General features: G+C 66.2%; 22 protein-coding genes. 11 read left to right on the top strand and 11 right to left on the bottom strand.

Going from position 1 to position 24,839, the window contains the following annotated elements:
* On the bottom strand, nucleotides 1-1,782 hold the full coding sequence (gene aspS / locus G0A00_RS03505; protein WP_164178745.1) for an aspartate--tRNA ligase: 1,782 nt from the start codon (nucleotides 1,780-1,782) through the stop codon (nucleotides 1-3).
* Between the two features lie 183 nt (nucleotides 1,783-1,965).
* Between aspS and G0A00_RS03500 the strand changes: the two genes are divergently transcribed.
* Both G0A00_RS03500 and carB read left to right on the top strand, forming a co-directional pair.
* Nucleotides 1,966-3,198 carry a cyclopropane-fatty-acyl-phospholipid synthase family protein gene (locus tag G0A00_RS03500; RefSeq protein WP_164178742.1) on the top strand — a complete coding sequence of 411 codons (1,233 nt, stop codon included), beginning with the start codon at nucleotides 1,966-1,968 and terminating at the stop codon, nucleotides 3,196-3,198.
* Nucleotides 3,199-3,485: 287 nt separating this feature from the next.
* Complete coding sequence (gene carB / locus G0A00_RS03495) at nucleotides 3,486-6,818, top strand: carbamoyl-phosphate synthase large subunit (protein WP_164178740.1); 3,333 nt, start codon at nucleotides 3,486-3,488, stop codon at nucleotides 6,816-6,818.
* Between the two features lie 111 nt (nucleotides 6,819-6,929).
* Here the strand turns inward: carB and G0A00_RS03490 are convergent, their stop codons facing one another.
* The 5 genes from G0A00_RS03490 to G0A00_RS03470 form a co-directional block, all read right to left on the bottom strand.
* Nucleotides 6,930-7,616: an ABC transporter ATP-binding protein gene (locus G0A00_RS03490; RefSeq protein WP_164178730.1), complete on the bottom strand. Its 687-nt coding sequence runs from the start codon at nucleotides 7,614-7,616 to the stop codon at nucleotides 6,930-6,932.
* Nucleotides 7,613-8,362 carry an ABC transporter ATP-binding protein gene (locus G0A00_RS03485; RefSeq protein WP_164178728.1) on the bottom strand — a complete coding sequence of 250 codons (750 nt, stop codon included), beginning with the start codon at nucleotides 8,360-8,362 and terminating at the stop codon, nucleotides 7,613-7,615. Before G0A00_RS03485 ends, G0A00_RS03490 begins: the two co-directional genes overlap by 4 nt.
* Entirely contained in the window at nucleotides 8,355-9,338 is a 984-nt protein-coding gene (locus tag G0A00_RS03480; protein ID WP_164178726.1) for a branched-chain amino acid ABC transporter permease, read from the bottom strand. Before G0A00_RS03480 ends, G0A00_RS03485 begins: the two co-directional genes overlap by 8 nt.
* The gene (locus tag G0A00_RS03475; protein WP_164178724.1) at nucleotides 9,335-10,255 is read right to left on the bottom strand and encodes a branched-chain amino acid ABC transporter permease; all 921 of its coding nucleotides are present in this window, start codon (nucleotides 10,253-10,255) and stop codon (nucleotides 9,335-9,337) included. Before G0A00_RS03475 ends, G0A00_RS03480 begins: the two co-directional genes overlap by 4 nt.
* Before the next feature lie 121 nt (nucleotides 10,256-10,376).
* On the bottom strand, nucleotides 10,377-11,507 hold the full coding sequence (locus G0A00_RS03470; protein WP_203595259.1) for an ABC transporter substrate-binding protein: 1,131 nt from the start codon (nucleotides 11,505-11,507) through the stop codon (nucleotides 10,377-10,379).
* Between the two features lie 220 nt (nucleotides 11,508-11,727).
* On the opposite strand from G0A00_RS03470, the gene G0A00_RS03465 reads away from it, so the two are divergent.
* The 5 genes from G0A00_RS03465 to G0A00_RS03445 all read left to right on the top strand — a co-directional run bounded on the left by G0A00_RS03465 (nucleotide 11,728) and on the right by G0A00_RS03445 (nucleotide 15,525).
* Complete coding sequence (locus G0A00_RS03465; protein WP_164178722.1) at nucleotides 11,728-12,123, top strand: winged helix-turn-helix domain-containing protein; 396 nt, start codon at nucleotides 11,728-11,730, stop codon at nucleotides 12,121-12,123.
* 69 nt (nucleotides 12,124-12,192) lie between these two features.
* Entirely contained in the window at nucleotides 12,193-12,981 is a 789-nt protein-coding gene (modA, locus tag G0A00_RS03460) for a molybdate ABC transporter substrate-binding protein (protein ID WP_164178720.1), read from the top strand.
* Nucleotides 12,982-13,674 carry a molybdate ABC transporter permease subunit gene (gene modB, locus G0A00_RS03455; RefSeq protein ID WP_164178718.1) on the top strand — a complete coding sequence of 231 codons (693 nt, stop codon included), beginning with the start codon at nucleotides 12,982-12,984 and terminating at the stop codon, nucleotides 13,672-13,674.
* Nucleotides 13,671-14,780 carry a molybdenum ABC transporter ATP-binding protein gene (gene modC, locus G0A00_RS03450; protein WP_164178716.1) on the top strand — a complete coding sequence of 370 codons (1,110 nt, stop codon included), beginning with the start codon at nucleotides 13,671-13,673 and terminating at the stop codon, nucleotides 14,778-14,780. The genes modB and modC overlap by 4 nt, the downstream gene beginning before the upstream one ends.
* 46 nt (nucleotides 14,781-14,826) lie before the next feature.
* The gene (locus G0A00_RS03445) at nucleotides 14,827-15,525 is read left to right on the top strand and encodes a GntR family transcriptional regulator (protein ID WP_164178714.1); all 699 of its coding nucleotides are present in this window, start codon (nucleotides 14,827-14,829) and stop codon (nucleotides 15,523-15,525) included.
* Between the two features lie 11 nt (nucleotides 15,526-15,536).
* Here G0A00_RS03445 and G0A00_RS03440 read toward each other — a convergent pair whose 3' ends face one another.
* The 4 genes from G0A00_RS03440 to G0A00_RS03425 form a co-directional block, all read right to left on the bottom strand.
* The gene (locus G0A00_RS03440; protein WP_164178712.1) at nucleotides 15,537-16,451 is read right to left on the bottom strand and encodes a DMT family transporter; all 915 of its coding nucleotides are present in this window, start codon (nucleotides 16,449-16,451) and stop codon (nucleotides 15,537-15,539) included.
* A gap of 108 nt (nucleotides 16,452-16,559) precedes the next feature.
* Nucleotides 16,560-16,934 (bottom strand): hypothetical protein, encoded by a 375-nt coding sequence (locus tag G0A00_RS03435; protein WP_164178711.1) that lies wholly within the window; start codon nucleotides 16,932-16,934, stop codon nucleotides 16,560-16,562.
* Between the two features lie 13 nt (nucleotides 16,935-16,947).
* Nucleotides 16,948-17,724, bottom strand: a complete 777-nt coding sequence (locus G0A00_RS03430; RefSeq protein ID WP_164178710.1) for a DUF6478 family protein — start codon at nucleotides 17,722-17,724, stop codon at nucleotides 16,948-16,950.
* A gap of 112 nt (nucleotides 17,725-17,836) precedes the next feature.
* Complete coding sequence (locus G0A00_RS03425) at nucleotides 17,837-18,439, bottom strand: dihydroxy-acid dehydratase (RefSeq protein WP_235952863.1); 603 nt, start codon at nucleotides 18,437-18,439, stop codon at nucleotides 17,837-17,839.
* A 233-nt stretch (nucleotides 18,440-18,672) separates the two neighbouring features.
* On the opposite strand from G0A00_RS03425, the gene G0A00_RS03420 reads away from it, so the two are divergent.
* The 3 genes from G0A00_RS03420 (at nucleotide 18,673) to G0A00_RS03410 (ending at nucleotide 21,966) form a co-directional block, all read left to right on the top strand.
* Nucleotides 18,673-19,560, top strand: a complete 888-nt coding sequence (locus tag G0A00_RS03420; protein ID WP_164178708.1) for a CPBP family intramembrane glutamic endopeptidase — start codon at nucleotides 18,673-18,675, stop codon at nucleotides 19,558-19,560.
* A 169-nt stretch (nucleotides 19,561-19,729) separates the two neighbouring features.
* Nucleotides 19,730-20,683 (top strand): acetyl-CoA carboxylase, carboxyltransferase subunit beta, encoded by a 954-nt coding sequence (gene accD / locus G0A00_RS03415; protein WP_066103064.1) that lies wholly within the window; start codon nucleotides 19,730-19,732, stop codon nucleotides 20,681-20,683.
* A 44-nt stretch (nucleotides 20,684-20,727) separates the two neighbouring features.
* Nucleotides 20,728-21,966 (top strand): folylpolyglutamate synthase/dihydrofolate synthase family protein, encoded by a 1,239-nt coding sequence (locus G0A00_RS03410; RefSeq protein ID WP_164178880.1) that lies wholly within the window; start codon nucleotides 20,728-20,730, stop codon nucleotides 21,964-21,966.
* Nucleotides 21,967-22,351: 385 nt separating this feature from the next.
* Here G0A00_RS03410 and zapE read toward each other — a convergent pair whose 3' ends face one another.
* Nucleotides 22,352-23,419 (bottom strand): cell division protein ZapE, encoded by a 1,068-nt coding sequence (gene zapE / locus G0A00_RS03405; RefSeq protein ID WP_164178706.1) that lies wholly within the window; start codon nucleotides 23,417-23,419, stop codon nucleotides 22,352-22,354.
* Nucleotides 23,420-23,582: 163 nt separating this feature from the next.
* Here zapE and G0A00_RS03400 point away from each other — a divergent pair, with 163 nt between their 5' ends.
* The gene (locus G0A00_RS03400; protein WP_164178704.1) at nucleotides 23,583-24,821 is read left to right on the top strand and encodes an MFS transporter; all 1,239 of its coding nucleotides are present in this window, start codon (nucleotides 23,583-23,585) and stop codon (nucleotides 24,819-24,821) included.
* The last annotated feature ends 18 nt before the right edge of the window (nucleotides 24,822-24,839 follow it).

Genomic DNA, 24,839 nt, shown 5'->3' with positions numbered 1-24,839 from the left:
TCACTCCTGCGGGATGACCCGCAGCGACAGTTCCATCAGCTGGTCCGAGCTGGGCTCGGAGGGGGCCTGCATCATCAGGTCCTCGGCGCGCTGGTTCATCGGGAACATGATGACCTCGCGGATGTTCTGTTCATCCGCCAGCAGCATCACGATCCGGTCGATGCCCGCAGCGCAGCCACCGTGCGGCGGCGCGCCGTAGTGGAAGGCCTGATAGAGCGCGCCAAAGCGGCTCTTCACTTCTTCCTCGCCGTAGCCAGCGATCTCGAAGGCCTTCAGCATGACGTCCGGCTTGTGGTTCCGGATCGCGCCCGAGACCAGCTCGTAGCCGTTGCACGCAAGGTCGTACTGGAAGCCGCGCACGTCGAGCGGATCGCCGTTCAGCGCGTCCATACCGCCCTGCGGCATCGAGAACGGGTTGTGCTCGAAGTCGATATCGCCGGTCTCATCGTCCTTCTCGTAGATCGGGAAGTCGACGATCCAGGCAAAGGCGAAACGGTTCTCGTCGGTCAGCTTCAGCTCGGCGCCGATGACGTCGCGCGCCTTGCCCGCCACACGCTCGAAGCTCGAGGGTTTGCCGCCAAGGAAGAAGGCCGCGTCGCCGACATCCAGACCAAGCTGCTGGCGGATCGCCTCGGTGCGCTCGGGGCCGATGTTCTTGGCGAGCGGGCCTGCGGCCTCGATGCCTTCGCCCTGATCGCGCCAGAAGATGTAGCCCATGCCGGGCAGACCCTCTTTCTGGGCGAAGGCGTTCATCCGGTCGCAGAACTTGCGCGAGCCGCCGGTGGGCGCGGGGATGGCGCGGACCTCGGTGCCTTCCTGCTCAAGCAGCTTGGCGAAGATCGCGAAACCCGAGCCGCGGAAGTGCTCGGAGCAGTCCTGCATCTTGATCGGGTTGCGCAGGTCGGGCTTGTCGGTGCCGTACCACAGCGCCGCGTCCCGATAGGAGATCTGCGGCCACTCGCCGGGCGCATCGACGTTCCGGCCACCGCCGAACTCTTCGAAGATGCCCGCGATCACCGGCGAGATCGTGTCGAACACGTCCTGCTGGGTGACAAAGCTCATCTCCATGTCGAGCTGGTAGAAGTCGGTGGGCGAGCGGTCGGCGCGCGGGTCCTCGTCGCGGAAGCAGGGCGCGATCTGGAAGTATTTGTCGTAGCCCGACACCATGATCAGCTGCTTGAACTGCTGCGGCGCCTGCGGCAGCGCGTAGAACTTGCCCGGGTGCAGACGCGACGGAACGAGGAAGTCGCGTGCGCCTTCGGGCGAGGACGCGGTGATGATCGGCGTCTGGAACTCGCGGAAGTTCTTGTCCCACATGCGGCGGCGGATCGAGGCGACCACATCCGAGCGCAGGGTCATGTTGCGCTGCATGCTCTCACGGCGCAGGTCGAGGTAGCGATAGCGCAGGCGGGTCTCTTCCGGGTACTCCTGCTCGCCGAACACCATCAGCGGCAGTTCGTTCGAGGCGCCCAGCACTTCGATCTCGCGGATGAACACCTCGATCTCGCCGGTGGGCAGCTTGGGGTTCACCAGTTCGGGATCGCGGGCTTTCACCTCGCCGTCGATGCGGATGCAATATTCGGCGCGGACCTTTTCGACATCCGCGAAGGCGGCGCTGTCGGGGTCACAGAGCACCTGCGTGATCCCGTAGGTATCGCGCAGGTCGATGAACAGGATGCCGCCGTGATCGCGAATGCGGTTCACCCAACCGGAGAGGCGGACGGTTTCGCCGACGTTGGCGTTGGTCAGATCTGCGCAGGTATGGCTGCGATAGGCATGCATGGGTCTTGCCCTTCGGAAACTGCTGGAAAGTTAGGCGCCGATACACCGCTAGAGCGTGGGGAAGTCAAGGGACGCCACTGGGATTTGCCATATTTCGTTCGCGTTGTAACGTCTGGGAACCTTTTTTCGATTCCAAACGTTTTCAACCGTTTTCAAACAAATCCGAGTTAAGGGGGTCTGATTATGTGGGTATCCATACTCGAAAGAATGTTGAAACGGCTGATCGTTGAGGGTCGGCTGAAGATCACGGCCCCCGACGGAGCGCTGCATGAGTTCGGACCGGGCGGCGGCCCCGAAGCCGAGGTCACGATCACCGACACGTCGATCATCAAGGATCTGTGCCAGCATCCGGTGATGGCGCTTGGCGAGGGCTACATGGATGGCCGCATCGACTGTCCCCCGCACAAGCTCTACGATTTCCTCGCGCTGCTGATCCGCAATCAGCAATCCGGACAGATGCCCTCATGGTTCGTTGCGATGGACAGGATGCGTGTGGGTCTGCGCGGGCTCGAACAGCGGAACAATCCGCTGCGTTCGCAATCGAACGTTCAGCACCATTATGATATCTCGGACGACCTCTACCGGCTCTTTCTCGACGAGGACATGCAGTATTCCTGCGCCTATTTCCGCGACCCGGACATGAGCCTTGAGGACGCGCAGCGCGCCAAGAAAGACCACATTGCCCATAAGCTGCTGCTCAAGCCGGGCATGAAGGTGCTGGATATTGGCTGCGGCTGGGGCGGCATGGCGCTGACATTGGCCCGCGACTACGGCGTGCATGTCACCGGCGTCACCCTGTCAGAGAACCAATTGGCCACCGCCAAGCAACGCGCCGAAGCGGCGGGACTGGCCGACAAGACCGAGTTCCGCCTGCTCGATTACCGCAAGATCGAGGACAAATTCGACCGCGTGGTCTCGGTCGGCATGCTGGAGCACGTGGGCTTCCCGCATCTGCAGGACTATTTCGCGAAGGTGCAGGACGTGCTGAAGCCCGATGGCGTGGCGCTGATCCACACCATTGGCCACACCGCGCCGCCGGTGCCCACCTCTCCGTGGATCGACAAATATATTTTCCCGGGCGGTTATGTGCCCAGCCTTTCGGAGGTCTCTGCCTCCGTCGAAAAATCCGGTCTCTGGACAGCCGATGTCGAGGTGCTGCGCGGCCATTATGGCCCGACGCTCAACCACTGGCGGCGGCGTTTCGAAGCGGCGCTGCCGAAGGTGCGCGAGCTGGGCTATGACGAGCGCTTCATCCGCATGTGGCGCTTTTATCTCGCGGTCTGCGAGGCGGCCTTCGAGGAGACCCGGCAAGGCGTCTTCCACCTGCAGATCGCGCACAAGCAGTATGCCGTGCCGACGACGCGCGACTATCTTTACGGCCACGACGCGCAGGAACTGCTGCACGCCGCGCAGTGATTTCGTGCCGCCTTCGGCACAGTGCAGCGCCTTCCCACAGCGGGCGGGCCGCTTCTTTGATTCCACGCGCCAGACGAAGGTCTTAGAGACCCGGCGACATGACGCCGCGACACCTGTGATGTCGCGCGGCTGTCACCGAGTTTTGCTCTGAGGAGGAAAACAAGGCGGATCTGGGGTTGCGTGGGCAAAGCTTCTGTCTATAACGCACGACAATTTGCGGGGAGCGGCGACTCCGTCGCGTGCTGCCCCCTGCCCGACCGTGATCGACATGACATAAAGGTGCCCCCATGCCTAAAAGAACCGATATCAAATCCATCATGATCATCGGAGCGGGGCCCATCATCATCGGGCAAGCCTGCGAATTCGACTACTCCGGTGCTCAGGCCTGTAAAGCGCTGCGCGAAGAAGGTTACCGGGTCATTCTGGTGAACTCGAACCCGGCCACGATCATGACCGACCCCGGGCTCGCCGATGCCACCTACATCGAGCCGATCACCCCCGAGGTCGTCGCCAAGATCATCGAAAAAGAGCGCCCCGACGCGCTGCTGCCCACCATGGGTGGCCAGACCGGCCTCAACACCTCGCTCAAGCTCGAGGAAATGGGCGTTCTGGAAAAATTCGGCGTCGAAATGATCGGCGCCAAGCGCGAAGCCATCGAGATGGCCGAAGACCGCGCCCTGTTCCGCGAAGCGATGGACCGCATCGGCCTTGAAAACCCGGCGGCGACCATCGTCACCGCCCCCACCAAGCCCGACGGCAAGGCCGATCTCGACGCTGGCGTGCAGATCGCGCTCGATGCGCTTGAAACCGTCGGCCTGCCAGCGATCATCCGCCCCGCCTTCACCCTCGGCGGCACCGGCGGCGGCGTTGCGTATAACCGCGAAGACTACATGCATTACTGCCGCTCGGGCATGGATGCCTCGCCGGTGAACCAGATCCTCGTCGACGAGTCGCTGCTGGGCTGGAAAGAGTTCGAGATGGAGGTCGTCCGCGACAAGGCGGACAACGCGATCATCGTCTGCGCCATCGAGAACGTCGATCCCATGGGCGTGCACACCGGCGATTCGATCACCGTGGCCCCGGCGCTGACGTTGACCGACAAGGAATATCAGATCATGCGCAACGGCTCGATCGCCGTGCTGCGCGAGATCGGGGTCGAGACCGGCGGCTCCAACGTGCAGTGGGCGGTGAACCCCGAGAATGGCCGCATGGTCGTGATCGAGATGAACCCGCGCGTGTCGCGCTCCTCGGCTCTGGCATCCAAGGCCACCGGCTTCCCGATTGCCAAGATCGCCGCGAAGCTGGCCGTGGGCTACACGCTCGACGAACTGGACAACGACATCACCAAGGTGACCCCGGCCTCCTTCGAGCCGACCATCGACTATGTCGTCACCAAGATCCCGAAATTCGCCTTCGAGAAGTTCCCCGGATCCGAGCCCTATCTCACCACCGCGATGAAATCGGTGGGCGAAGCGATGGCGATCGGCCGGACCATCCACGAATCGCTGCAGAAGGCGCTGACCTCGATGGAATCGGGCCTGTCGGGCTTTGACGAGGTGGACATCCCCGGCGCTCCCGAGAAATCGGCAGTGATCAAGGCGATCAGCCAGCAGACCCCCGACCGCATGCGCACCATCGCGCAGGCGATGCGTCACGGCCTGTCGGATGACGAGATTCACGGCGTGACCATGTTCGACCCGTGGTTCCTCGCCCGTATCCGCGAGATCGTCGAGGCCGAAGAGCAGGTGCGTCAGAACGGTCTGCCGACCGATGCCGAAGGCCTGCGCGCGCTGAAGATCATGGGCTTCACCGATGCCCGCCTCGCCGCGCTCACCGGCTTTGCCGAAAAGGACGTGCGCAAGCGCCGCACCGAGCTTGGCGTCGTCGCCAGCTTCAAGCGCATCGACACCTGCGCCGCCGAATTTGAGGCGCAGACGCCCTATATGTATTCGACCTACGAGATGCCCATGATGGGCGAGGTGGAATGCGAGGCGCGCCCCTCGGACCGCAAGAAGGTTGTGATCCTCGGCGGCGGGCCCAACCGCATCGGTCAGGGCATCGAGTTCGACTACTGCTGCTGCCACGCCTGCTTTGCGCTGACCGACGCGGGCTATGAGACCATCATGGTCAACTGCAACCCCGAGACCGTGTCGACCGACTACGACACCTCGGACCGCCTGTATTTCGAACCGCTGACCTTCGAGCACGTGATGGAAATCCTTCGGGTCGAGCAGGACAATGGCACGCTGCACGGCGTCATCGTGCAGTTCGGCGGCCAGACCCCGCTGAAGCTGGCCAATGCGCTCGAGGCAGAGGGCATCCCGATCCTCGGCACCACGCCCGACGCCATCGACCTCGCCGAAGACCGCGAGCGCTTCCAGGCTCTGGTCAACCAGCTTGGCCTCAAGCAGCCGCGCAACGGCATCGCCTCGACCGACGCGCAGGCGCTGGCCATCGCCGACGAGATCGGCTTCCCGCTGGTGATCCGCCCCTCCTACGTGCTGGGGGGCCGCGCGATGGAGATCGTCCGCGACATGGCACACCTCGAACGCTACATCGCCGAGGCCGTGGTGGTTTCCGGTGACAGCCCGGTGCTGCTCGACAGCTACCTCTCGGGCGCCATCGAGCTTGACGTCGACGCGCTCTGCGACGGCGAGGGCGTGCATGTGGCGGGCATCATGCAGCACATCGAAGAGGCTGGCGTGCACTCTGGCGACAGCGCCTGCTCGCTGCCGCCCTTCTCGCTCTCGGCCGACATCATCGACGAGATCAAGCGTCAGACCGAAGCGCTGGCCAAGGCGCTCAACGTCGTGGGCCTGATGAACGTGCAGTTCGCCATCAAGGGCGGCGAGATTTACCTCATCGAGGTGAACCCGCGCGCCTCGCGGACCGTGCCCTTCGTCGCCAAGGCAACCGACAGCGCCATCGCCTCGATCGCCGCGCGCATCATGGCGGGCGAGAAGCTCTCGGCCTTCCCCCTGCGCGAAGCCTATCCGGCGGATGCCGATTACGACACGGCGCTGCCGCTGGCCGATCCGATGACGCTGGCCGACCCGAACATGCCGTGGTTCTCGGTGAAGGAAGCGGTGCTGCCCTTCGCCCGCTTCCCCGGCGTCGACACGATCCTCGGGCCGGAAATGCGCTCGACCGGCGAAGTCATGGGCTGGGATCGCTCGTTCCCGCGCGCCTTCCTCAAGGCACAGATGGGCGCAGGCACGCATCTGCCGACCGGCGGCGCGGTGTTCATCTCGATCCGCGACGAGGACAAGACCCCGCAGATGATCGAGACCGCGCAGACGCTCGCTGGCCTTGGCTTCAAGATCCTCGCCACCGTCGGCACCGCCAGCTTCCTCAAAGAAGCGGGCATCACCTGCGAGGTGGTCAAGAAGGTCTACGAGGGCCGTCCGAATGTGGTCGATCTGCTAAAGGATGGCGGCGTGCAACTGGTGCTCAACACCACCGAAGGCGCGGCGTCGATCTCGGACTCGCGCGAAATCCGCTCGGTCGCGCTCTATGACAAGATCCCCTACTACACCACCGCCGCAGGTGCCCACGCCGCTGCACTGGCGATGAAGGCCCGCGAAGAAGGCGAGCTGGTCGTGAAGTCGCTGCAGGCGTAAGCCAGCGGGATCAAGGTTCTGAAAGGGGCGGGAGTTTTCCCGCCCCTTTTTCTTTCGGTCCGCCACCGCACCATACCCCGCCCGGGATCAAGGCGCAGCCGCCGGGCGTCCTCACACCCCGAGATAGCGCTCCGCGACCTCGCCTTTCACCTCGGCGAACACCCCGTCCCAGACGGATTTCCCGCGCTCGAGGATCACCGCGCGGTCAGCCACCTGCGCCAGTTCCGCCAGCGCCTTGTCCACCACGAGGATCGACAGCCCACTGTCGCGCTTGAGCACTGCCAGCGCGTCCCAGATTTCCTGCCGCACCAGTGGCGCAAGCCCTTCGGTCGCCTCGTCCAGCACCAAGAGCCGCGGGTTGGTCATCAGCGCGCGCCCGATCGCCAGCATTTGTTGCTCGCCCCCCGAAAGCGTCCCCGCCACCTGCCCGCGCCGTTCGGCGAGCCGGGGGAACAGCGCCTCGACCCGCGCCTGATCCCATGCGCCGGGACGCGCCGCGGCGATGAGGTTCTCGGTCACCGAAAGATCGCGGAAGCAGCGCCGCCCCTCGGGCACCAGTCCCACCCCCAGCCGCGCCACCCTGTGCGAGGGCAGTTTCGCGATGTCCTGCCCGGCAAAGCGGCGCGTGCCCCCGGCGGGCATCATCCCGCACAGGCAGCGCACCGTGGTGCTTTTGCCCATGCCGTTGCGGCCCATGAGCGCGAGCACCTCGCTCTCTTCGATCTCCAGCGACACCCCAAAGAGCGCCTGCGAAGCCCCGTAAGAGGCGGTGATGTCGTGCAGTTCCAGCAGGCTCATACAGCATCCCCCAGATAGGCATCGCGCACCTCGGGGCTGCGGCGGATCTCATCGACCGTGCCGGTGGCGATGATGCGCCCGTAGACCAGCACCGAGATGCGGTCGGCGAGGGCAAACACCGCGTCCATGTCATGTTCAATCAGCAGGATCGGCGCCTCGGCGCGCAGGGCCGAGAGCACGCCGGTCAATTGCTTGGAGCCTTCGCCGCCCAGCCCCGCCATCGGCTCGTCCATCAAAAAGGCCTTGGGCTGCAGGGTCAGCGCCACCGCGACCTCAAGCTGACGGCGCTGGCCGTGGCTGAGCTCGCTGACCACGGTGGCGGCGTGATCGGCCAGCCCCATGCGCTCGAGCGCGGCCATGGCGCGGTCCCTAAGCTCGGCCCGTTTCAGCGCAGGACGGAAGAACCGATAGGGCGAGCCCGTCGCCCCCAGCGCGCCCAAGAGCGCGTTCTGCAGCACCGTGTCCTCCATCGCCAGCGCCGAGACCTGAAAGGTCCGCGCCAGTCCCATGCGCGCGCGGGCCATGGTACTGAGCCCGGTGACATCTCGCCCGAGGAACTGCACCGTGCCCTCATCGGGCGCGATATTGCCCGAGAGCTGTTTGATCATCGTCGATTTGCCCGCGCCATTGGGGCCGATCACCGCGTGGATCTCTCCGGGGCGCAGGTCGAGCGTGATGCCGTCCGAGGCGCGCAGCGCGCCAAAGGATTTCACCAGCCCGCGGGTTTCCAGAACCGGCTCAGTCATGCGCCTTCCCCCGCCCGACCAGCAGCCCGACCAGACCACCGCGCGCAAAGAGCACTACCGCCAGCAGCAGGATGCCCAGCCATATGTGCCAGAACTCGGACATATCGCCGAGGAAATGCTCCAGCATCACAAAGACCGCCGCGCCCACCACCGGACCGAAGAGCCGCCCAACGCCGCCGAGGATGATGAAGACCATGATCTCGCCGCTGGTTTGCCAGCTGAACATCGTCGGGCTGACGAAGCGGTTGAGATCGGCGAAAAGCGCCCCCGCCAGACCAGTGATTGCGCCGGAGATGACAAAGCCCACCAGTCGCAGGCGTTTCGGGTCGAGGCCCACCGCACGCACCCGCTCGGGGCTCTGCCGCGCCGCGCCGAGCGCGAGGCCGAAAGGGCTGCGCGCCAGCAGATGCGCGCCGAGAAGCACCACGCAGAGTACCGCGTAGCACAGGCCGAAGAACTGGATCGGGTCGAGCGTGTTCAGCCCCGGAAAGCCGTTGCGCACGTAGATCGACAGCCCATCCTCGCCGCCATAGGCGCTCCACGAGATCGAGAAGAAGTAGAACATCTGCCCGAAGGCGAGGGTGATCATGATGAAGTAGACGCCCGAGGTGCGCAGCGCCAAGAGGCCAATGAGCCATGCCGCCAGCGCCGAGGCCAGAACCGCCACCAGCCAGATGAAGGGCATCAAGGTGGAGCCTTCGAAGAGGAACGGCCATTCGACCATCGGCTCGTAGTTCTGCACATGGCTGGCGAGGATGCCCATGGCATAGCCGCCGATGCCAAAGAAGGTCGCGTGGCCGAGGCTCACCAGCCCGCCGATCCCCAGCGCGATGTTCAGCCCCACCGCGGCCAGCGCGAGGATCGCTGCGCGGGTCGCCAGCGTGATGGTAAAGGGCTCGCCCATGACATGCGCCGCCAGTGGCACGAGGCCGAGCGCCAGCAGCACCACCGCGCCGAGGATACGTTCGCGGCTCATGATTTCGCCCCGAAGAGGCCGGTGGGTTTCCAGACCAAAACCGCCGCCATCAGCACGTAGATCGCCATCGAGGCCAGCGCCGCCCCGGTCTGCGTGGCGGCGGCGGGGTCCATGAACAGCCCGAAGATCTGCGGCAGGAAGATGCCGCCCAGTGTATCCGTGAGCCCGACGAGGATCGCGCCGATCAGCGCCCCTTCGATCGAGCCGATGCCGCCGATCACGATCACCACGAAGGCAAGGATCAGCACCGGCTCGCCCATGCCCACCTGCACCGACTGGATCGCCCCCACCAGCGCGCCCGCCAGTCCGGCCAGCGCCGCGCCGAGGGCAAAGACCAGCGTGTAGAGCCGGGCGATGTCGACGCCGAGCGCGGCGATCATCTCGCGGTCGTTCTCACCGGCGCGGATGCGGATGCCGAGCCGCGTGCGCGCGATCAGCCAGAACAGCAGCGCCGCCACCACAAGGCCCATGCCGATGATGAACAGCCGGTAAAGCGGGTATTGGATGCCGCCCGGCAGGGTGACCGGCCCCGAAAGCGCCTCGGGGATATCGAGATAGAGCGGGAAGGATCCGAAAATCCAGCGCGTGCCTTCCGAGAAGATCAGGATCAGCGCGAAGGTGGCCAGCACCTGATCAAGGTGGTCGCGGTCATAGAGCCGCCGGATCACCAGCCGCTCGACCATTGCGCCCGCGGCGGCGGCGGCGGCCAGCGCGGCAACCAGCGCCAGCACGAACGAGCCTGTGGCCGCGGCAGTCGCGGCTGCGGCGAAAGCGCCGACCATGTAGAGCGAGCCATGGGCGAGGTTGATCAACCCCATGACGCCGAAGATCAGCGTCAGTCCTGCGGCCATGAGAAACAGCATGACGCCGGATTGCAGCCCGTTCAGCACCTGCTCGGCGATGAGGATGGGGGTCATTCTTTAGTCCGTCTCAGGTCAGCGGCGGGCCGTGGTCCGCGCGCCCGGCATATGTACCGAGATGTACCAAGGTCGGGCGCGGCCTGCCCCGGATCGCTCCGAGGGGCCGCGCCCGGCAGGGTCACATCTTGCACTCATCCTCATAGGCGTGGCCGCGATCCTCGATCGCCGTGCCGACGATCTTGTTGGTGAGGATATCGCCTTCCTTCACCACCTCGCGGACGTAGATGTCCTGAATCGGGTGATGGCTGGCCGAGAACTCGAACTCACCGCGGACCGAGGCGAAATCGGCCTCTTCCAGCGCCGCACGGAAGGCGTCCTTGTCGCTGACCTCGGCCTTATCCAGCGCCGAGAGCAGCAGCAGCGCGGTGTCATAGCCCTGCGCCGAATAGAGCGACGGCAGGCGGTCGTATTTGGCCAGATAGGCCTCGACGAAATGCGCGTTGCTCTCGTTCTCGAGGTCCTTGTTCCACGAAGAGGTGTTCTTCACGCCAAGCGCCGCGTCGCCCACCGCCTGCAAGATGTTCTGGTCAAAGGAAAACGCCGGACCGACCAGCGGCAGATCCACGCCACTGTCGGCATATTGCTTGAGGAAAGAGATCCCCATACCGCCGGGCAGGAAGAAGAACACGCTGTCTGCGCCCGAGGCGCGGATCTGCGCGATCTCGGCGGCATAGTCGGTCTGGCCGAGCTTGGTGTAGATCTCGCCCGCCAGTTCACCCTCGTAGAACCGCTTGAAGCCGTTGAGCGAATCCTTCCCCGCCGGGTAGTTGGGCGCGAGGATGAAAGTGTTCTTGAACTCGGCGCTGGTGGCATAGGCGCCCGCCGCCTCGTGCAGGTTGTCGTTCTGATACGACACCGAGAAATAGTTCGGGTTGCAGCCGCGGCCCGCCAGCTGCGCCGGTGCAGCGTTGGTCGAGAGGTAGAACAGCCCCTGCGCCGTCGCCGAGGGCACCACCGCCATGGCGAGGTTCGACCAGACGATGCCGGTCAGCACGTCGACCTTGTCCGACTGGATCATCCGGTCGGCGATCTGCACCGCCACATCGGGTTTCTGCTGGTCGTCCTCGACCACCACTTCCAGATCGTCGCGGCCCGCTTCCTCGATCGCCAGCATGAAGCCGTCGCGCGTGTCGATGCCAAGGCCCGCGCCACCGCCCGAAAGCGTGGTGATGAGCCCGACCTTGGTCTCGGCGGAACCTGCCGTCGCGCAGGCGACGAGCGCCGCCGAGGCGAGAAGCTGTTTGAGCATGGGTATCTCCCTGTTGTCCCTTCGGGCGGCCTCTTGCGGGCTGCCGTTCTTGATTGCGGCCAGTCTTGGACAGACGTCGGGGAAAGACAAGTGGGCGTGAACGCGGCGCGCGCGTCAAGGCGGGATCGTTGCACCGGCGCGCCCGAAACGCCCGAAATACCCGGATGCGCAGCCCGATCCGCCGCTTGCCAGCTTCGTTTGGATGCGGGATGACTTGCGCATGAGCGAGACACCTCCAGACTGCGCGCCGCGCCTGCGGCTGCGCATCCTCTTCGGCACCGACGCCATGCTCGGCCCCGGCAAGGCCGACCTGCTGGAACACATCCGCGAGACCGGCTCGATTGCCGCCGCGGGCCGTGCCATGGCCATGAGCTACAAGCGCGCGTGGAGTCTCGTCGAGGAAATGAACCATGCGTTCCGCGACCCGCTTGTGGCCAGCAGCCGCGGCGGCACCAAGGGCGGCGGCGCGCATCTTACCGGGACCGGCGAGGAGGTGCTGGCCAACTACCGCGCGCTCGAAGAGACCATTGCCGAAGCCGGGGCCGACCGGATCGAGACGCTGCAAAGCCTGCTGCGTGGGCAAGACGGCCCGCCCGATATTCCCGAGGGGAAATAACGCTTGCCCGGGCGGTCCTTGATTGCGATATGTTTTGCCAAACATATCAGGCCCTCAGGATTTTCCCCTATGCCCTTTTCCCGCTTTTTTGCCCGCCTCGCGGGGTCTGCCCTGCTTGCCAGCCTGCCCTTTGCGGCGCAGGCGGATGAGGTGACGGTTTTTGCCGCCGCCAGCCTGAAGAACGCGATGGACGAGATCAAAGCCGCCTATGAGGCCGGATCAGACGACAAGATCACCGTTTCGCTCGCCGGCTCCTCGGCGCTGGCCCGGCAAATTCAGCAGGGCGCGCCCGCGGATATCTTCATCTCGGCCAATGAGCCGTGGATGGACACGCTGGAGGCCGAAGGGTTGCTCGAGCCGGGGACGCGCAGCGACCTGCTGCGCAATTCCATCGTGCTGATCGCGCATGGGAATGATGCCGCCCCGGTCGAGATCGACCCGGGCCTCGACCTGCAAGCGCTGCTTGAGGGCGGGCGGCTCGCGATGGCGCTGGTCGATGCGGTGCCCGCAGGCATTTACGGCAAGGCCGCGCTCGAGAGCCTCGGGCTGTGGCAGCAGACCGCCCCCGACGTGGCACAGGCCGACAATGTGCGCGCCGCGCTGGCGCTGGTCTCGACCGGTGAGGCGCCGCTCGGCATCGTCTATGCCACCGACGCCGCCGCCGACGACAACGTCAGCGTGATCGGCACCTTTCCCGAAGACAGCCATCCCCCGATCATCTACCCGGTCGCCGATATCGCCACCCGCGACACGCCCGCCGAGTCGGCCTTCCTCGACTATCTGCACGGCCCCGAGGCCCGCGCCGCCTTTGAACGGCAGGGTTTCGTCGTGGCCGGTCCTGCGAAGACGGGCGGCTGAATGGACTGGCTCGGCCCCGAGGAATGGCAGGCGGTGCAGCTTTCGCTGCGGGTCTCCTTCTGGGCCACGCTGGGCGGGCTGCCGCTGGCGGTGTTCACCGCCTACGCGCTGGCGCGCTGGCGCTTTCCGGGCCGCCAGTTGCTCAACGGGCTGGTGCATCTGCCGCTGATCCTGCCGCCCGTCGTGACAGGCTATCTGCTGCTGCTGACCTTCGGCACGCAGGGGCCGGTGGGCTCGGTGCTGAAAGAGATCGGCGTGGTCTTTGCCTTCCGCTGGACCGGTGCGGCGCTGGCTGCCGGGGTGATGGCCTTTCCGCTGCTGGTGCGCGCCATCCGCCTGTCGCTGGAGGCGGTGGATCCCAAGCTCGAACAGGCGGCGGCAACGCTGGGCGCGCCGCGCGCGTGGGTCTTTGTCACCGTCACGCTGCCGCTGATCGCCCCCGGTATCATCGCCGGAGCGGTGCTCGGTTTCGCCAAGGCGATGGGTGAGTTCGGCGCGACGATCACCTTCGTGTCGAACATCCCCGGCCAGACCCAGACCCTGCCCTCGGCGATCTATGCGTTTCTGCAGGTGCCCGGCGGCGAGGGCGCGGCGCTGCGGCTGGTGGCGGTCTCGGTCGCTGTGGCGATGTCGGCGCTGCTGCTGTCGGAATGGCTGGCGCGGCGGGCCCAACGGCGGGTGGCGGGCGCATGACGCTGTCGGTCGCCTTGCAGCACCGGTTCGAGGGGTTCGAGCTTGACGCGCGGTTCGAGGCGCCGCCGGGGATCACCGTGCTGTTCGGGCGCTCGGGGTCGGGCAAGACCACCATCGTCAACGCCGTCGCCGGGCTGCTGCGCCCAGAGGCCGGGCGCGTGGCGTCGGGCGATCTGGTGCTGATGGACAGCGCGCAGGGCCTATGGCTGCCGCCGCACCGCCGCCGCATCGGTTACGTCTTTCAGGAAGGGCGGCTGTTTCCGCATCTCACCGTGCGGCAGAACCTGCGCTACGGCCAGTGGTTCGCGCCGCGGGGCGCCTCCCCGGCCAGCTTCGACGGCGTGGTCGAGATGCTGGGCATCGGGCCGCTTCTGTCGCGCCGCCCCGGCGCGCTCTCGGGCGGTGAGAAGCAGCGCGTCGCGATCGGGCGCGCCCTGTTGTCGGCGCCGCGCATGATCCTTGCCGACGAGCCGCTGGCCTCGCTCGACGAGGCCCGCAAATCCGAGATCCTGCCCTATTTCGAGCGGCTGCGCGACGCCGCCTCGGTGCCCATCCTTTTCGTCAGCCATTCCGCCGCCGAAGTCGCACGGCTGGCCACCACCGTCGTGGCGCTGGAAAAGGGCCGGGTAACGCGGCAGGGCCCCGCCGCCGAGGTGCTGGGCGATCCGGCGGTCACCCCGCTCGGCGCACGAGCCGCTGGCGCGCTGCTCACCGCCCATGTGGCCTGTCACCACGAGGACGGGCTGACCGAACTGCGCGCGGGCGACACGCCTCTGCTGATCCCGCGCCTTGGTGCCGCGCCGGGCACGCGAGTGCGGGTGCGCATCGCGGCGCATGAGGTGATCCTGTCCCGACAGCGCCCAGAGGGCCTTTCGGCGCTCAATATCGTCAGCGGCCGGGTGCATGAGATCCGTTCTGGCGACGGGCCGGGCATGATGGTCTCGCTCGACACCGGCGCCGGACGCATCCTTGCCCGGATCACCCGCCGCTCTGCCGAAGCGCTCGGTCTGGCGCCGGGTGTACCCTGCCACGCGGTGATGAAAAGCGTCGCCGTCGCGCCCGAAGACATCGGCGGTCCGGCGCGAAAGCGAACGCCATTGTCGTAATCGATCCCTCGGGTTAGCATTCACCTGTGTAAATGGTGATCTTGTAATGATGGATTTCCGGGAGGAGTTCTCCCCGGCCCCCGCGTGCGATCTTTCACCCGCGCATGAGTTGGTCCGGGCCCTGCGGGATGCGATCTCGCGAAATCGGTTCAGCCCCGGTTTGCGGCTGAACCTGACCGAGCTTGCCGAGACCACCAGTTTTTCACGTGAATCAATCGAAGCCGCGGCGCTGCTGCTCGAGGTCGAAGGGCTTGTAGCCCGCCTCACCGCGACCGACGTCCGGGTGCGGGCGATCTCGGAAATCCACGTGCGCAACGCCCTTTTCCTGCGCGAGCAGACCGAGGTCGCGATCCTGCGCCGGGTGGCCGAGATCGCCGACACGGCGCTGCTGACCGACCTGCGCGAGCAGATCATGCGCCAGAAGCTGGTCAGCGCCCGCGGGCCGCAGGACCTGCTGCGCCTCGACGACCGCTTTCACCTGACCCTGTGCGAGGCGGCTGGCTATGGCAGCCTCTGGCCGCAACTGGAGCGCTGGAAGCGCTGCACAGACCGGGTGCATTTCACCATGGGCACCTATGATTCCTCTCCCGAGGCCGCGATCGAACAGCACGCCGCCATCGTCGACTGCCTCGCCATGCGGGACGGCGACGGCGCGGCGGCGGCGATGCGCTATCACCTGCAGCAGGCGAAGCGGCTCTTGGCGGAGTTTCTGCACGACGAGCCCAAGCGGCCCGACCCCGCTTAAACCGCGCCTGCCTAACCCTGTGGCGTCATCCCCGGGCGCGCCTTGAAACGCTTCAGCCCAAGCGCGCGCTCGCGCAGGATGATGGCGATGCCCGAGGCGATCACCACCGCCGAGCCCAGCAGCATCAGCGGCGTCGGCACCTCGCCAAAGACCGCGTACCCGATGAGAATGGCAAAGAGGATCGACGCATAGTCGAACGGCGCCAGAAGCGCGGCCTCTGCCCCCCTGTAGGCCGAGGTCAGGCAGATCTGCGCCACCCCGCCCAAAAGCCCCGCGCCGATCAGCATGGCGGCCTCGGTCGGGCTTGGCATCACCCAGCCGAACGGCAGGGTCAGCAGCGACAGCCCCGTCGCAGTCAGCGAGAAATAGAACACGATGGCCGAGGTCTGTTCGCTCTGCACCATGCGGCGGATGTGGATCTGCACCAGCGCCCGCAGCACCGCCGCGGTCATCACAAAGCCGATCCCCCAAAGCACCGCCGGGCTCACCTCAGAGACGGTCAGCAGCGGCGCCATGACGATGGTCACACCAAGCAAACCGATGAGAACCGCCGAGGTACGGAAAAGCCGGATCTTCTCGCCCAGAAGCAGCGCCGCGAAAAGCACGGTGAGCGGCGATGCGGCATAGCCGAGCGCGGTCACTTCGGGCAGCGGCAGCAGCCCCAGCGCGGCGAAGGTACAGCCCATGGCGCCGACGCCAACGATGCCGCGCAGGAAATGCGCCAACGGGCTCGCGACCCGCAGCCCCGAGCCCAGATCTCCGCGCCACATCAGCCAGCCGAGGATCACCGGAATGGCGAAGAACGAGCGGAAGAACACCGCTTCGCCCGTGGGCACCTGCTCCGAGGCGGCCTTGATAAGTGCAGACATGATGACAAAGAGCACCACGGAGGTGAGTTTCAGCGCAATGCCGCGCAAGGGGGACATGGGGGACTCCGCGGCGACGCGCCGAAAGGATAAAATCCTGCGCAGACTGGCCACTGGCACCCGGAAGGTCAACCTGCGGACGGGCCCGCAGACCCGTTTCGTACGGCCCTATTCGCCGGTCTCGAGGCAATGGCGCCGGAACGCCCGCTTGAGCATGTCGAGTTCCGCCCGCAACAGCGACATCTCGGCCCGGAAGTCACTGCCCAGAGCCTCTCCGGCGATCAGCGTGAAACTGTCGAGCATCTCGTGCGAGCCGGTTTCGTGGATCATGAAGGTCTGCACCCCGTCGCCCACCGCCTCGACCGGCACCGGCACATCCAGCGCCCATTGTCCGGGCGCGCCCATGGCGGCCAGCGTCACGGCGCGTACCGCCGCCCCTTCGAGAGTGACCGAGATCTCGGGCTGGCCGTCCGCCGGACCGCTCAGCAGCCCCTGCCATATCCCCTCGCGAAAGCGCGTCTTGGTCAGCGTGTAGTCACTCATCTGCATCCCCGGCTCATAGTTCCGCCCGCGGGCGTCGGCTGAAGGTGAGGTCCCGCAGGATCACCTCGTTCATCTCGGGCCCCTCGAAGATCAGGTCAAGCCACATGGCATCGACCCGCTTCTCGTTCAGCCGCGTATAGGCAAGGTCGAACTCGACGTTGATCTCTTCGGCGTTCAGCGGCAGTTCCCGCACGACCTGCTCGGTGTTCGGCCCGTGGCGGATGTTCAGCCGCGCAAAAAGCTCCAGCGGCTTTTCCATCTCGGCGATGGTCTCAACCCGGAGCAGATGCCGCCGGGTGAGCCCCTCGCAGGCCTCCTGCGGCAGGGTCACCGCCAGCGACAGATACGAGCCACGAAAGCGGAACACGTCGAGCCGCAGCCCGTAGGGCGCAAGATCGGATTCGCGCAGGTTGCGGATCTGGCGCAGCGTGATCTCCGAGCGCGGGCAATCGTGAAACAGCGTTGCCTCTTCGCCAAGCGGCGCCTTGCCGGGCACCGAGGCGATGCCGGGCTGCGGCAGCGGGCCGCGCCAAAGCTCGGGCCGCCATGCCCAATCGGCATCCGCCGGACGCGGAAAGCTCTGATTGCCGATCAGCGGCAGCGCCAGCCGTTCCTCGGCCACGTAAAGCAGCCTGTCGAGTTGCTGGCGCAGGCGGCGGGCCGCGCCACGCAGGTTGCGCAATTCGGGAAGCGGCGTGTCCGGCGCGGCGGCGGCAGCCCGTGTCCAGCGGCGCAGGACGATCGCCTGCAGCGCGCGGCGCGCCAAGCGGCTGCTGGTCTTCTCGCTCATCTGCCCTGTCCCATAGCGTCGCGTCTCCTTGGCCCCGATGCCGGGGCAACTGCCCGCGTTGTTATGGCAAATCCCGAAGATCGAATAAACGGGGGCGCTGCGCGTGACCGGCTCAGCGTTGCGCGGTCGCCTCGGGGCTGAGCGCGGCGATCCGGGCCCGCACCGCCTGCAGCATCCCCGCCCCGTCCGAACCCGCCAAGGCGCTGCCCTTCGGCGCATAGAGCGCGAGGATCACCAAGCGACCGTTCTGATGGAAAGCCCCGCGCCAATAGCGCGGATCACCTGCGTCGAGCACCCGGTTGCCGCCTGCCGCAAGATGCACCAGCGACAGACCGTCCCGCACGCCGCCACCGGAAATCTCTGACTGGCCCGCCTCGGCGGCCATGACCTCGGGCGATGGCAAGCGGTGCCCAGCACCCGCCGAGCCGATGGTCACCGTCAGCATCATCGGCTCGACCACCGCACCTTCGCCGCCGCTCAGGATCTGGCACGAGGCAAGCAGCGCAAAGCCCTGCCCTGCCCGCCGCTCGAGCGTGACCGGGTCGATGCAATAGCCCTCGGGCCCCGCGACGACGATGGCGCCGCCCTCGAACTGCGCCTGCCGGAGCGGCGTCGGCGAGGTGCCGAGCTGCCCCTCGCAGGCAGCCAGAAGGCCCGCCGCCAGCAGCAGCACAGAGGATCGCCAGCGCCGGGCGCGGGGTTTTGCGGGGCTCAAAATCATCCCCTTGGGTTAGCGAAGCCCCTGCGACTGCACAAGAATGAAAGCCCGGAGTTCACCTTCACGTCACGCGCCCGGGAATTGACAGAATCCGCCGCGCGCTGGAAACTTGGCAAAAATCGGACAACCAGAGTGTTTCTCTCGACCATTTTTCCAACCAGAGCCACGATATTGGGCTCGCTCACCGACAATGACGCGCCGCGGCCTAGATCGCGGCACGGGTCACAGCGATGAGCTATCGCCCCTTCGTCATGCTGACCGCCACCGCCCGCCGCCCGGAGCTTTGGCGCCTCGCCCTCGGGCTGTGCGTCGCGATCGCGGTGAGCTTTGTGCTGGGCCAGATGCTCTTTGCCATCGTCACGCTTTTCCTGCCGCCGGGCAGCGACAGCGCGCTGGCCGATGCGATCCGCCGCGCCGATGCGCCGGCGGGAATGCTCTTGCTGCTGGCCTCAATGGTCACCATGGGCGTTGGGGCCATCGCCGCGGCGCGGGCGCTGCACGGGCGCAGCGCGATCACTCTTATCGGCCCGCCGCCCGTGGCGCTTCATCAGTTTATCCGTGTCGGGCTGGCGGCGGGCGCGGCGGCGCTGGTCGCGGCGGCGGTCACCATCTGGGCACAAAGCACGCCATTGACCCCGGGGCTCGCGCCGCTGCGCTGGCTGGCGCTTCTGCCGCTGACGCTTCCGGCGATCCTGTTGCAGACCGCCAGCGAGGAATTGTTCTTTCGCGGCTATCTGCAAACCCAGCTTGCCGCACGGCTGCCACAGCCTTGGGTCTGGCTCAGCCTGCCCTCGGCGCTGTTTGCATTGGGGCACTACGCGCCCGGAACCTATGGCAGCGCGGCAATCTATGTGGCGCTCTGGGCCTTTCTCTTCGGCCTTGCCGCGGCCGATCTGACGGCGCGCTCGGGCACGCTGGGTCCGGCGATGGCGCTGCATTTTGCCAACAATCTTGTGGCCTTGGCACTGGTTGCGCCCGAGGGGCAGATGTCGGGCCTTGCGCTGATGCGCTGGCCCTTCGCGCTGGATGACGCCACGATGCTGATGCGGATGCTGCCGCTTGATCTGATCACCCTGCTGATCACTTGGCTTGCCGCGCGGCTCGCGCTGCGCCGCTGAAGCCCCGGCTCACCCCGACCTGCCCCCCCCTGCCTGCCTCCCTGCCTGCGCCCCGACCAGCGTGGAAAGCAGGCCGTGATTGCATTTCCCTTGCCGCTTGCTTAAGTCAGCGCCAACCCAAAGCCCCTGACGCCGCAGGGCACGCTCGGAAAACAAGGGCAGCACCGCAATGAACTGGATCACCAACTACGTCCGTCCCCGGATCAACTCGATCTTCTCGCGCCGCGAGGTCCCCGACAATCTGTGGACCAAATGCGATTCCTGCGGGACGATGCTGTTTCACCGTGAGGTGACGGACAATCTCGGCGTCTGCACCAACTGCAGCCACCACATGAACATCACCCCCCGCGCGCGCTTCGACGCGCTGTTCGATGGCGGTGTGTTCAACGAGGTCGCCGTGCCCGAGCCGATCGCCGATCCGCTGCAGTTCCGCGACCAGAAGAAATACCCCGACCGGATGAAGGCCGCACAGCGCTCGACCGGCGAGAAAGACGCGATGCTCGTCGCCTCCGGCGAGATCAACCGTACCCCGGTGGTGGCCTGCGCGCAGGACTTCACTTTCATGGGCGGCTCCATGGGCATGTATGTCGGCAACGCCATCGTCGCCGCAGCCGAAGAAGCGGTGAAGCTCAAGCGCCCGCTGATCCTGTTCTCTGCCGCCGGTGGCGCACGGATGCAGGAAGGCATCCTGTCGCTGATGCAGATGCCGCGCTCGACCGTGGCGATCCAGATGCTGCGCGAGGCGGGCCTGCCTTATATCGTCGTGCTGACCCATCCGACCACCGGCGGCGTCACCGCCTCTTACGCGATGCTGGGCGACGTGCAGATCTCCGAGCCGGGCGCATTGATCTGCTTCGCCGGTCCGCGGGTGATCGAACAGACCATCCGTGAAAAGCTGCCCGAGGGCTTCCAGCGCGCCGAGTACCTGCTCGAGCACGGCATGCTCGACCGGGTGACCGACCGCCGCGAGCTGCGCGGCGAGCTGACCACCATCCTGCGCATGCTGATGGGCATGCCGCCCGCCGTCGCGGGTGATCTGCCCTCGCCCGCTGCCGACGCGCCTGCCGAAGCCGCGCCCAAGGCAGAGGCAAAAGCTGACAAGAAGAAGAAATCCGCCAAGTGACCAGCGTGAGCAGCGCCGCCAGTTCCGACGCCATCCTCGACCGGATGATGTCGCTGCACCCCAAGATCATCGACCTCACGCTCGACCGCGTCTGGCGGCTGCTCGAGGCGCTGGACCATCCCGAGCGCGCCCTGCCCCCGGTGATCCACCTTGCCGGGACCAACGGCAAGGGCTCGACGCAGGCGATGATCCGTGCCGGGCTGGAGGCGCAGGGCAAGCGCGTGCACGCCTATGTCTCGCCGCATCTCGTGCGGTTCCACGAGCGTATCCGGCTGGCGGGTGAGCTGATCTCCGAAGACGCGCTGAGCGCCGTGCTCGACGAATGCTGGGAGAAGAACCAGCGCGAGCAGATCACCTATTTCGAGATCACCACCTGCGCCGCGCTGCTGGGTTTTGCCCGCACGCCCGCGGATTACACGCTGCTGGAAACCGGCCTTGGCGGGCGGCTCGACGCCACCAATGTGGTGGAAAAGCCCGCGCTGACGATCCTCACGCCGATCTCGCTCGACCACCAGCAGTACCTTGGCGAGACCCTCGCCGAGATCGCCGGTGAGAAAGCCGGTATCCTCAAGCGCGGCGTGCCCTGCGTCGTCGGCCCGCAGCCCGAGGAAGCGATGGAGGTGATCGAGGCCCGCGCTGCAAAGCTCGGCGTGCCGCTGCTGGCGCACGGTCAGCACTGGCATGTGACCGAGGAACGCGGGCGGCTGGTCTATCAGGACGAGACCGGTCTTCTGGATCTGCCGCTGCCGAACCTGCCCGGACGCCATCAGCTGGCCAACGCCGGCGCTGCGCTGGCGGCACTGCGCCACCTCGGCTTCGGCGAAGAGGCCTGCGAGGCCGCCGTCACCTCGGCGGATTGGCCCGCGCGGATGCAGCGCCTCACCCACGGCCCGCTGCTGAAAGCGGCACCGCTGGCGGAACTCTGGCTCGACGGCGGGCACAACCCGGCGGCTGGCGAGGCTCTGGCCGAGCACCTGACGCGGATGCCGCGGCGGCCCACGCATCTGATCTGCGGCATGCTGAACACCAAGGATGTGGGCGGCTACCTGCGTCCGCTGGCGCGCGTGGCCGACAGTCTCACCGCCGTGTCGATCCCCGACGCCCCGGCGACACTGGAGGCCGAAGAGACCGCACGCGCCGCACGCGCCTCCGGGCTGCGCGCCCATGCCGCTGCGGATGTGCCCGCCGCCCTTGCTGCGATCACCGCCGAAGAGCCCCGCGCGCGCATCCTGATCTGCGGATCTCTCTACCTCGCGGGCACGGTTCTGCGCGAAAACGGCTGACGTAGAGGCACCATTGGTGGTGGTGCGAGAAAAATGGACTCTTAGGGTTCGTTTAACCAACTATATCTTGACGGATTGTTTCCCGCTCACCTAGGATTAGGGTACAAGGTTTAGCTTCACCACAATCTGCGCGGTGCGAGCGACGGGACAGACAGAGCGTTACGGGACGGCGCTGATCCAAGCCAGCGCTACAGGGACAGGACTGGCGGCATCGACCATCTGATGCGGCTTACCACCGACACCTCTGCCTTGCCCACGGCCCCTTACTTGGGCCGGAAGTGGAATTTCTATCGCAGGCAGAAGACTTTATAAAACGAGCAGTATTGAAGGGTCCTTCGGGACCCTTCTTTTTGCGTTGTGCTAGGAAGCGACCGGTCCGCCCGCCTCAGTCGATCGGCTTGCCCCAATCCGCGTCCTGCATCTCGCGCAGGCGGCTTGCGGTACGCTCGAACTCGAACGCGCCTGCACCCTCCACGTAGAGGCTCTCGGGCTCGTCCACCGCGCTGACGATCAGTTTCACCTTGGCCTCATAGAGCGCATCAATCAGCGTGACGAAGCGTTTCGCCTCGTTGAAGTTGCCGCGCCCGAGCCGCGGGATGTCCTCGATCACCAGCACCCGCACCGCATCGGCCAGCGCAAGATAATCCGCTGGGCCAAGCGGCTGGCCGCAGAGATCGTAGAACCGCGCCCGTGCGACGCCGTTCCAATAGCGCGGCAGTTCGACCTTGCGGGTCTTGATGTGCAGCGTCAGCGCCTCTTCGTTGCCATGGGTCAGCTCACGCCAGACGCGGTCGATCTCGGCGCGGGTCTCAGGGGTGACGGGGCAGAAATAGACCTGCGCCCCCTTCAGCCGGTCCTGCCGGTGGTCTTTCTCGGAGGCAAGCTCACGCACCTCGAGCCGCTCTTTGATCAGCTTGATGAACGGCAGGAAGAGCTGCCGGTTGAGCCCGTCCTTGTAAAGATCGTCGGGCACCCGGTTCGAGGTGGTCACCACCACGGTCCCCGCCGCGAAAAGCTGCTCGAACAGCCGCCCCACCAGCATCGCATCGGCAATGTCGGTGATCTGCATCTCGTCGAAGGCCAGAACCTTCACCGCGTCCGAGACCTTCTTGGCCATCGGCACCACCGGATCCTCGACCCCCTGCTCGCGCAGGCGGTGCAGCTCGCTCTGCATCTCCTGCATGAAGGCATGGAAGTGCACCCGGCGCACCGGCACATGCAGGCTGTCGACGAAGAGGTCCATCAGCATCGACTTGCCGCGTCCGACCCCGCCCCAAAGGTAGAGCCCCTTGGGCGGCTCCGGCTCCTTGCGGCGGAACAGCGATTTCTTCACCGGCTTGGCAAGCTCGGCACGGATGCGCTCGAAGTGCGGCAACGCCTCTTCCTGCGCCGGGTCGCGCAGAAGGTGGCCATCCGCCACACGCTCGTCGTAGAGGTCCATCAGCGTGGTCATAGAAGCGCCATAGCGCGCCGCAGCGCGATTGTGTAGAGCCCGCGAAACCCTGCCAACCCATTGCCCACACATCAGGCAACGTGATGCCACAAATCACGAAAGCCGAATTGACCCTGCGTTCAAATGCCGCGAGGGTGCGGCGGTGCAGCAGGAGCCTCCCCAAATGACCCGCACCCCTCTTTTCACGCCCGTCCTCGTGGTGGGCTGCCTGATTATCCTGATCTCTTTCGCGATCCGCGCCAGCTTTGGCGTGTTCCAGATCCCGATCGCCGAAGAGTTCCACTGGCCGCGCGCCGAGTTCTCGCTGGCCATCGCCATCCAGAACCTCGCATGGGGCATCGGCCAGCCGATCTTTGGCGCGCTGGCCGAGAAGATCGGCGACCGCAAGGCCATCGTCATGGGCGCGGTGATCTATGCCGCGGGCCTCGTGCTGTCGAGCTTTGCGGTCAGTCCGCTGCAGCACCAGATGTACGAGGTGCTGGTGGGCTTTGGCGTCGCGGGCACCGGCTTTGGCGTGATCCTCGCCGTCGTGGGCCGCGCCTCCTCGGATGACAACCGCTCGATGAGCCTTGCCATCGCCACCGCGGCAGGCAGCGCCGGGCAGATCTTTGGCGCGCCGGTTGCGGAATGGATGCTCAGCATGATGAGCTGGCAGGAAGTGTTCCTCGTGTTCACCGCAGCGATCCTTGCGGTGCTGCTGTTCCTGCCGCTGATGCGCGCGCCCGCGGCCAGCAAGGCCGAGATCGAAGAGAGCATGGGCACGATCCTGAACCGTGCGTTCCGCGATCCCTCGTTCTCGCTGATCTTCCTCGGCTTCTTCTCCTGCGGCTATCAGCTGGCTTTCGTCACCGCGCATTTCCCGGCCTTCGTGACCGAGCTTTGCAGCCCGATCGCCGCCGGAAGCGTGCTGCACAACATCGGGGTGACCACCACCTCGGCGCTCGGCGCGGTGTCGATCGCGGTGATCGGCGTGGCCAATGTGGGCGGCACGCTGCTGGCCGGTTGGGCAGGCAAGCGCTGGCCGCGCAAGTATCTGCTGGCGATGATCTACACCGGGCGGACCATCGTCGCGGCGCTGTTCATCATGCTGCCGATCACCCCGGTCAGCGTTCTGGTCTTCTCGGTCGTCATGGGCGCACTGTGGCTGGCCACCGTGCCGCTGACCTCGGGCCTCGTCGCGCATCTCTACGGGCTGCGCTACATGGGCACGCTCTACGGCATCGTGTTCTTCAGCCACCAGCTTGGCGGCTTCCTCGGCGTCTGGCTGGGCGGGCGGATGTACGACATCTACGGCGACTACACGCTGGTGTGGTGGATCGGCGTGGGTGTCGGCGCGCTGAGCGCGGTGCTGCACCTGCCGGTGCGCGAGAGCCCGCGTCTCGCGGCGACACAGCCGGTCTGAGCCCCAAGGAAACGCCGA

The sequence above is a fragment of the Salipiger sp. PrR002 genome, from assembly GCF_010500775.1.
GTDB lineage: Bacteria > Pseudomonadota > Alphaproteobacteria > Rhodobacterales > Rhodobacteraceae > Salipiger.
The sequence above is the reverse complement of the archived record's forward strand: the minus strand, read 5'-3'. Positions and strand labels throughout refer to the sequence as shown.